Source organism: Streptomyces anatolicus (genome assembly GCF_019400875.1).
GTDB classification, from domain to species: Bacteria; Actinomycetota; Actinomycetes; order Streptomycetales; family Streptomycetaceae; genus Streptomyces; species Streptomyces anatolicus.
This window is the reverse complement of sequence record NZ_WMBF01000281.1, coordinates 1-8,301: the sequence shown is the minus strand read 5'-3', so window position 1 is coordinate 8,301 and position 8,301 is coordinate 1. Positions and strand designations below refer to the sequence as shown.

Annotated in this window: 8 protein-coding genes; 6 read left to right on the top strand and 2 right to left on the bottom strand. The window is 70.7% G+C overall.

Annotated elements, in window-relative coordinates; all coding sequences use genetic code 11:
• On the top strand, positions 1 to 859 hold an 859-nt coding region (locus tag GKQ77_RS22100), incomplete at its 5' end, for an FAD-dependent oxidoreductase (protein WP_219690669.1).
• Positions 860 to 914: 55 nt separating this feature from the next.
• Here GKQ77_RS22100 and GKQ77_RS22095 read toward each other — a convergent pair.
• On the bottom strand, positions 915 to 2,360 hold the full coding sequence (locus tag GKQ77_RS22095; RefSeq protein ID WP_219690668.1) for an NsdA family TPR-like regulatory protein: 1,446 nt from the start codon (positions 2,358 to 2,360) through the stop codon (positions 915 to 917).
• Positions 2,361 to 2,578: 218 nt separating this feature from the next.
• Between GKQ77_RS22095 and lipB the strand changes: the two genes are divergently transcribed.
• The 4 genes from lipB (at position 2,579) to GKQ77_RS22075 (ending at position 5,776) form a co-directional block, all read left to right on the top strand.
• Positions 2,579 to 3,400: a lipoyl(octanoyl) transferase LipB gene (gene lipB, locus GKQ77_RS22090; protein ID WP_219690667.1), complete on the top strand. Its 822-nt coding sequence runs from the start codon at positions 2,579 to 2,581 to the stop codon at positions 3,398 to 3,400.
• A 125-nt stretch (positions 3,401 to 3,525) separates the two neighbouring features.
• Positions 3,526 to 4,491 carry a lipoyl synthase gene (locus GKQ77_RS22085; RefSeq protein ID WP_219690666.1) on the top strand — a complete coding sequence of 322 codons (966 nt, stop codon included), beginning with the start codon at positions 3,526 to 3,528 and terminating at the stop codon, positions 4,489 to 4,491.
• Positions 4,492 to 4,834: 343 nt separating this feature from the next.
• A complete protein-coding gene (locus GKQ77_RS22080) occupies positions 4,835 to 5,038 on the top strand; it encodes an SCO2195 family GlnR-regulated protein (protein WP_125512399.1) in 204 nt (67 codons plus the stop codon).
• Positions 5,039 to 5,068: 30 nt separating this feature from the next.
• Positions 5,069 to 5,776 carry a DUF4191 domain-containing protein gene (locus GKQ77_RS22075; protein WP_219690665.1) on the top strand — a complete coding sequence of 236 codons (708 nt, stop codon included), beginning with the start codon at positions 5,069 to 5,071 and terminating at the stop codon, positions 5,774 to 5,776.
• A gap of 100 nt (positions 5,777 to 5,876) precedes the next feature.
• Here the strand turns inward: GKQ77_RS22075 and GKQ77_RS22070 are convergent, their stop codons facing one another.
• Positions 5,877 to 6,344, bottom strand: a complete 468-nt coding sequence (locus GKQ77_RS22070; RefSeq protein WP_219690664.1) for an RDD family protein — start codon at positions 6,342 to 6,344, stop codon at positions 5,877 to 5,879.
• A 203-nt stretch (positions 6,345 to 6,547) separates the two neighbouring features.
• Here GKQ77_RS22070 and glnA point away from each other — a divergent pair, with 203 nt between their 5' ends.
• Positions 6,548 to 7,957 carry a type I glutamate--ammonia ligase gene (gene glnA, locus GKQ77_RS22065; protein WP_219690670.1) on the top strand — a complete coding sequence of 470 codons (1,410 nt, stop codon included), beginning with the start codon at positions 6,548 to 6,550 and terminating at the stop codon, positions 7,955 to 7,957.
• The last annotated feature ends 344 nt before the right edge of the window (positions 7,958 to 8,301 follow it).

Below are 8,301 nucleotides of genomic sequence, written 5' to 3'. Positions count from 1 at the left end.
TGCCCGCCCCGAACTCCCCGCCGCACGCGCCCTCTCCGCGCGCGGACTGCCCGCCCGCACCATCGACGGCTTTCTGCGCCCCCTGCTCTCCGCGCTGCTCTGCGACCCCGGCCTGACCACCTCGAGCCGGTGCGCCGACCTCGCCCTGCACGCCTTCGCGCGCGGTCGGCTCTGCGTACCGGAGGGCGGCGCCGAGGTCCTGCCCGAACTGCTCGCCGCCGCGCTGCCGCCGGGCACGGTCCGCACAGGCGTCCGTGTCACGGCGGTCTCCACGACCTCCGTCACCACCGCCGAGCACGGCGAGATCGCCTGCCGCGCCGTGCTGCTCGCCACCGACGCCCGCGCCGCCGCCGAACTCCTCCCCGGGCTGCGCGTGCCGCCCTTCCACGAGCTGACGGTGATCCACCACACGGCCCCCGAACCACCGCTGGAGGGCCCCGCGCTGCTCCTGGACGCCGACCGCGCGGGCCCGGTCGCCCATACGACCGTCATGAGCCGGGTCGACCCGTCCCGCGCGCCCGCCGACCGCGTCCTCGTCTCCTCGACCGTGCTGGGCCCGCCGGCGGACGAGCGGACCGTCCGCGCGCACCTCGCCACGCTGTACGGCACACCGACCGACCGCTGGGAACTCCTCGCCGTCCACCACACCCGCGAGGCCGTGCCCGCCATGCCGCCGCCGCACGACCCGCGCCGCCCTGTCCGCCTGCTCTCCGGCCTCTACGTCTGCGGGGACCACCGGGACACAAGCACCGTGCAGGGCGCGCTGCACTCGGGCCGGCGGGCGGCGCACGCCGTCCTCACGGACCTCGGCGTCGTCGCCCCCGGCCGCGCCGAGGAGTCTCTGCCGACGGCGGCCTGACCCGGCGGGGTTCGCGGGTGCGGCCGTATCGAACGTCCGCACCCGCGAGGACGGGTCACCCCAGCGCCGCGACCTTGTCGCGATACCCCCGCACCGGCGCCGCGTCCCGGTACGGCTCGAGGCGGCGCTCGAATTCACGTACGTACTCATGGGCCCGGGCCGAGCGCATCTCGCCCGCCGCCTGGGCCGCCTCCGCGCCCAGCTGGCAGGCCTGTTCCAGCTCGCCGAGGCCGAGCCGCGCCGTGGCGAGGACCACCCGGCAGAACAGGCGGCTGCGCGCGAAGCCGGGGGCGCGCAGCTGGAGGGAGCGCTCGGCGTGCTGGGCGGCGACGCGGTACTGCTGGAGGTCGCGGTAGCTGTGCCCGAACTCGTCGGCCAGCTGCGCCTCGTCGAAGAACCGCGCCCAGTACGGCACCTCGTCCCCCGGCCGCGCCGATTCGAGCGCCCGTTCGGCCCGCTGGAGCGTGGTCGTACAGGCCCGCGCCTCACCGAGCACCCCGTGCCCGCGCGCCTCGGCGGCGTACAGCAGGGACTGCACGACGGGCGGCGCCGATGAGCCGACGCCCTGCTGGGCGACCCGCGCGAGCTGGACGGCCTCGCGTCCGTGCCCGAGATAGACGGCCTGGCGGCTCATGGTGACCAGGACGTAGGAGCCGTAGGCCCGGTCGCCCGCCGCCTGCGCGAGGCGCAGCGCCTGCACGTAGTACCGCTGGGCGAGCCCGTGGGCGGCGATGTCGTACGAGGTCCAGCCCGCGAGCCGGGTCAGATCGGCGGCGGCCGCGAAGAGCCGCCGCCCGGCCTGCTCGCCGTAGGTGCCGCGCAGCATCGGCTCCGCCTCGTGCTCCAGATAGCGGACGAGGGCCTGGCGGGCGTGGCCGCCCCCGTAGGCGTTGTCGAGCGCGCGGAACAGCTCGCCGACCGAGCGCAGGGCGGCGATGTCGCCGTTGGTGACGCGCTGCCCGGGGCCCCGGTCGGACTCCCTGCGCTGGCGGGGCACGGCGGGGCGGCCCTGGGCGGGCACGCGCATGTGCCCGAGGTCGACCTCGCCGCGCCCGACGCGCTCGTCGGGCCGGCCGATCAGCCAGTCCCTGCTGGGCACGACGAGCCCGGCCGGGGTGAACGCGATCTTCCGTAGCTCCGCGTGGCTGCCGGAGTCCTTGCGCCACAGGCCGCCGACGATGTCGACGGCTTCCTCGGGTGTGGCCGCGAACTCGAGCCCGGCGTACACCGGCGCGCACGCGTCGAGGCCGAGGTCCTGGGCGGACAGGCGCCGGCCGAGCCTTCTGGTGAAGACCTCGGCGATCAGCGCGGGTGTGGTGCCTCTGGGCTGCTGGCCACGCAGCCACCGGGTCACGGATGTCTTGTCGTAGCGCAAATCGAGACCGTGCTCGAGCCCGAGCTGGTCGACGCGGCGCGCGAGGCCCGCATTGGAGAACCCGGCTTCCGAGATGAGCGCGGCTAGCTGGCGGTTGGGAGTGCGCTGCGGGGGTCGTTCCGTCATCGGCTGTGCGGTCTCCTGCCTTCCGGGCCTGCCTTTGAGCAGCCCTTATGGCCTCGTGAACGGCGCGAATGTAACGGCCATCACAGCCCCCGGATGCACCTTCATCCGCTGTTCATCCGATCGTGTGAGGAACCCGGGCCGGGGTTGCCGGGCGAGGGGGCCCGTACAGTGGCAAGGGCGCGATATGTGCACGGTGAATGTTCAGGGAGGCACCTGCCGTGAGTGAGTTCCGGTTCGTCCGCATGGGCTTCGGTCCCGACGCCGTGGAGTACCAGGAGGCGTGGGACGAGCAGCGCCGTGTGCACGCCGCCCGCTTCGCCGACGAGATCCCGGACACCTGCCTGCTCGTCGAGCATCCGCCGGTGTACACCGCGGGCCGCAGGACGGCGGAGAGCGAGCGCCCGCTGGACGGCACGCCCGTCGTGGACGTGGACCGCGGCGGCAAGATCACCTGGCACGGCCCGGGCCAGCTGGTGGGCTATCCGATCCAGAAGCTGCCGCGGCCGGTGGACGTCGTAGCACATGTGCGGCGCCTGGAGGAGGCTCTTATCCGTACGTGTGCGGAGTTCGGTCTGGAGACCACCCGCGTCGAGGGCCGCAGCGGCGTATGGGTCCTCGGCGACCCGGTGGAGGAGCGTCCGGCGCTCGGGGGCCTGTCCCTCGACTTCGACCCGCGCCTTCAGGACGACGAGTTCGACGCCCGGTTCAACGGTCCGGAGTACGCCCCGTCCAACGCGGGCCAGCGCCGCGAGGACCGCAAGATCGCCGCGATCGGCATCCGGGTCGCCAAGGGCGTGACGATGCACGGCTTCGCGCTCAACGTGAACCCGGACAACACCTGGTTCGACCGGATCATCCCGTGCGGCATCCGGGACGCGGGCGTGACGTCGCTCTCGTACGAGCTGGACCGCGAGGTCACCATCGCCGATGTGCTGCCCGTCGCGGAGCGGCATCTGCGGGAGGTGCTGGAGAACGCGGAGCTGAGGCCGAGGGTCGTGGAGCGGCAGACGGAGAAGCAGGCCGAGCCCGCGGGAGCCTGAGGGAATGCCCTGAGGGAATGCTCTGCTCTGGCCAGAGGTTGGCCGGAAGTAAGTCCCGCGAAATAACGGGCGTACCCTGGTGTGCGCCGATGAATCGAAGATACGCCAGCTAGCAGGGAGCCGATGTGTCCGCAGTCGCACCCGACGGACGCAAGATGCTGCGCCTGGAGGTCCGGAACGCCCAGACCCCCATCGAGCGCAAGCCCGAGTGGATCAAGACTCGGGCGAAAATGGGCCCCGAGTACAACGCCCTGCAGAAGCTCGTGAAGAGCGAGGGTCTGCACACGGTCTGCCAGGAGGCGGGCTGTCCGAACATCTACGAGTGCTGGGAAGACCGCGAGGCGACGTTCCTCATCGGCGGCGACCAGTGCACGCGGCGCTGTGACTTCTGCCAGATCGACACCGGCAAGCCGCAGGCCCTCGACCGCGACGAGCCGCGCCGCGTCGGCGAGTCCGTCGTCACGATGGACCTGAACTACGCCACGATCACCGGCGTCGCCCGCGACGACCTGGACGACGGCGGCGCCTGGCTCTACGCGGAGACCGTGCGCCAGATCCACGCGATGACCGCGGAGCGCGCCGAGGGCCAGACCAAGGTCGAGCTGCTGATCCCCGACTTCAACGCGGACCCCGACCAGCTGGCCGAGGTCTTCTCCTCGCGCCCCGAGGTCCTCGGGCACAACGTGGAGACCGTGCCGCGCATCTTCAAGCGCATCCGCCCCGGCTTCCGCTTCGAGCGCTCGCTGGAGGTCATCACCCGCGCGCGGGAGGCCGGCCTGGTCACCAAGTCGAACCTCATCCTGGGCATGGGCGAGGAGCGCGAGGAGATCAGCGAGGCGCTGCACGCGCTGCACGAGGCGGGCTGCGAGCTGATCACGATCACGCAGTACCTGCGCCCGACGCCGCGCCACCACCCCGTCGAGCGCTGGGCCAAGCCCGCGGAGTTCGTGGAGCTGAAGGAGGAGGCCGAGGAGATCGGCTTCTCCGGCGTCATGTCGGGCCCGCTGGTGCGCTCCTCCTACCGCGCCGGGCGGCTGTACCAGATGGCGATCGAGAAGCGCGGGGCGTACGTGGCCTCGCAGGCGGTGTGACTGCGGCATATGCCGCAGCGCGGCCTGTGTGAATCCGCGCACAAGAAGCTACTGGCTAGTAGAACCCGCAACGACGCGGTCCGCACGATCCCCGCAGGTGACGGGGGCGTACGGACCGCGTCAGTGTTTTGGGGCGGGGCGTAAAGGTTTCATCGGCGTTTGACCGGTCGGTCACGCCCTGGTAACACCAATCAGTGACCCTGGAGTCACCGCACGTAGAGCCTTACCCCCAGCTTGGTTCCGGATTGGTTCCAGCTCCGTTCCCGGGTCTACCCGCAAGTGTCACCGCCAGCCTCATCCACAGCCGCTCGTCCCCCGAGCCGCTCCCCAGGAGGGCCCCATCATGCAGGCCGCGCCCGTACGCGCCACCGCCATCCCGTCCGTCACCGACGCCCTGCGCGCGGTGGAGTCGCTGTTGATGAGCGGCGGCCAGCGCACCGCACGCCGTAACGCCTGGACTTCCGTGCTCGAGGACCGGCGCCGCGCCAAGGACCGGGTCGAGGCGCTGCGGGTCTTCGAAGAGGGCATGGCGACCCGTACGTCGTAGCCGCCGCCCGGGCCACGTAGACTTCACGACATGGCGAGGAAGGAATCCACCGCGGCGGATACGGCCGCGGAGCCAGGGCGACTCAAGCAGATCGCTCTGACCTACAAGATGACCCGACGGGCCGACTCCAAAATCGGTCTCATCATCGCGGCTGTGGGAATCGTCACCTTTGGTGTGTTCCTCGCGATCGGCTTCTTGATCGGTCACCCGGTCTATCTGGGCATTCTCGGCTTCCTGCTCGCCTTCCTCGCGATGGCGATCGTCTTCGGACGCAGGGCCGAGCGTGCCGCCTTCGGGCAGATGGAGGGCCAGCCCGGTGCGGCGGCCGCGGTGCTCGACAAGATCGGCCGCGGCTGGACGACGACCCCCGCGATCGCGATGAACCGCAGCCAGGACGTGGTGCACCGCACCGTCGGCAAGGTCGGCATCGTCCTGGTGGCCGAGGGCAACCCGAACCGCGTGAAGGGCCTGCTGGCCGCCGAGAAGAAGAAGATGGCGCGCATCGTCTCGGACGTGCCGGTGCACGACATCATCGTCGGCACCACCGAGGGCACGGTCTCCCTGAAGAAGCTGCGCACCACGCTTCTGAAGCTGCCGCGCGTCCTCACCGGCCCGCAGGTCACGGCGACCAACGACCGGTTGCGGGCGATGGGTGACCTTATGTCCAATATGCCCCTGCCAAAGGGCCCTATGCCCAAGGGTATGCGGATGCCGCGCGGCGGCCCGAAGATGAAGTAGTCCGCTCTGCTTCTCCCTACGACGGTGAAGGCCCCGGAACCGACTCGGTTCCGGGGCCTTCACCGTCGTAGGTATGCGTATGGGCCGTACGCGCCCTCGGCTAGATCCGGATCTGCACGGCGCGGGCGAGGCGTTCGTGGAGGCCGCGGCCGTCGCGGTCCCAGATCAGGGCCGGGATGGCGACGCACAGCAGGACGGTGCGGGTGAGGACCCGGCCGATGCCGAGCCGGCCGCCGCTCTCGGCGACGACGCGCAGCCGGAAGAGGGCCTTGCCCGGCGTGCAGCCGACCGTGCCGACGGTGAGCACGCTCATGGCGAAGAAGATGCCGAGGGCCCAGTTGCCCATGGCCTGCTGGTCACCGCGGGCGAACAGGCCGTATGCGATCAGCATGCACAGGCCCCAGTCGACGGCGATGGCGCCGATGCGGCGGCCCGGGCGGGCGATCGATCCCGGCCCCTCCTCGGGCAGACCGAGCTGCTCGCCCCGGTATCCGAAGTCGACCCCGGCGTCCTCCGCGGCCGCGCGCGGGCCGGACAGCCACGATCCGATTGCTTGCCTGTTGTCCACCCGTCCACGGTACTGCGCCGGGTCCCGTACGGGGACGGCGCCCCGTCCCCCGCCGCCGGGCCGGTTAACTTGGGCGAAACAAATGGGTCATGCTTGAGAAATCCCCCGTCCCTATGGTCGGGTCCCAGCGTGTGCCACCGCACTGGCCGCACCACGAGCTGCAACCCCGTCCCGCCCCGGGCGGGAGTAGGAGGAGTTGGATGTTGTTCCAGAACGCCGACGACGCAAAGAAGTACATCGCGGACGAGGACGTCAAGTTCGTCGATGTCCGCTTCTGTGACCTGCCGGGTGTGATGCAGCACTTCACGATCCCGGCTGCGGCGTTCGACCCGGACGAGGAGCTGGCCTTCGACGGTTCGTCGATCCGCGGCTTCCAGGCCATCCACGAGTCCGACATGGCGCTGCGCGCCGACCTGTCGACGGCCCGCGTGGACCCCTTCCGCCGCGACAAGACCATCAACATCAACTTCTTCATCCACGACCCGATCACGGGCGAGCAGTACAGCCGTGACCCGCGCAACGTCGCGAAGAAGGCCGAGGCGTACCTGGCCTCGACCGGCATCGCGGACACGGCCTACTTCGGCCCCGAGGCGGAGTTCTACGTCTTCGACAACGTCCGCTTCCAGACGTCGGCGAACGAGAGCTTCTACCACATCGACTCCGAGGCGGGCGCCTGGAACACCGGTGCGGTCGAGAACAACCGCGGCTACAAGGTCCGCTACAAGGGCGGTTACTTCCCGGCCCCGCCGGTCGACCACTTCGCCGACCTGCGCGCGGAGATCTCCCTGGAGCTGGACAAGAACGGCCTCCAGGTCGAGCGCCAGCACCACGAGGTGGGCACGGCGGGCCAGGCCGAGATCAACTACAAGTTCAACACGCTGCTGGCCGCGGCCGACGACCTGATGCTCTTCAAGTACATCGTCAAGAACGTCGCCTGGCGCAACGGCAAGACCGCGACCTTCATGCCGAAGCCGATCTTCGGCGACAACGGCTCGGGCATGCACGTCCACCAGTCGCTGTGGTCGGGCGGCACCCCGCTCTTCTACGACGAGCAGGGTTACGCGGGCCTCTCGGACACCGCGCGCTACTACATCGGCGGCATCCTCAAGCACGCGCCGTCGCTGCTGGCGTTCACCAACCCGACGGTGAACTCCTACCACCGCCTGGTCCCCGGCTTCGAGGCCCCGGTCAACCTGGTCTACTCGCAGCGCAACCGCTCCGCCGCGATGCGTATCCCGATCACCGGCTCGAACCCGAAGGCGAAGCGGGTCGAGTTCCGCGCGCCGGACCCGTCCTCCAACCCGTACCTGGCCTTCTCCGCCCTGCTCCTGGCGGGCCTCGACGGCGTCAAGAACAAGATCGAGCCGGCCGAGCCGATCGACAAGGACCTCTACGAGCTGGCCCCCGAGGAGCACGCGGGCGTCCCCCAGGTCCCGACCTCCCTCCCCGCGGTCCTCGACGCCCTGGAGGCGGACAACGAGTACCTCCAGGCGGGCGGCGTCTTCACGTCGGACCTGATCGAGACGTGGATCGACTACAAGCGGACGAACGAGATCGCCCCGATCCAGCTGCGGCCGCACCCGCACGAGTTCGAGCTGTACTTCGACATCTAAATCGCGGGGTTCGGGCCAGCTGGTCCGAAGCTCCGGAAGTCGAGCGCGAGTTGCGAGGGCCGCTACCCCATGGCGTGGGTGGCGGCCCTCGCCGTTCGCCCGGTCGCGGCCGTCGTCGCCCATAGCGGCGGCCGAGACGCCAAGGGAGCCACTTCTCGCTGGGGCGGCGGGTGCACAGGAGCAGGGCCAGGTAGCGGGTGCCCACCGGGCTTTCGCGCGCCGTGTGCGCCCCCGGTCGTGCGCGGCCCGCTCAGCCCAGCGGCACCACCCGGTAATGCGTCGTCAACCGCCCTGCCCCGTCCAGGACATGGAATGCCACCGCCGGAGGCAGGTCCCGGTGGATG

Excerpts from the sequence above, each read along its gene's own strand:
- GKQ77_RS22075 (WP_219690665.1), top strand. The coding sequence starts at position 5,069 with ATGGCGAGGAAGGAATCCACCGCGGCGGATACGGCCGCGGAGCCAGGG.
- GKQ77_RS22095 (WP_219690668.1), bottom strand. The coding sequence starts at position 2,360 with ATGACGGAACGACCCCCGCAGCGCACTCCCAACCGCCAGCTAGCCGCG.
- GKQ77_RS22080 (WP_125512399.1), top strand. The coding sequence starts at position 4,835 with ATGCAGGCCGCGCCCGTACGCGCCACCGCCATCCCGTCCGTCACCGAC.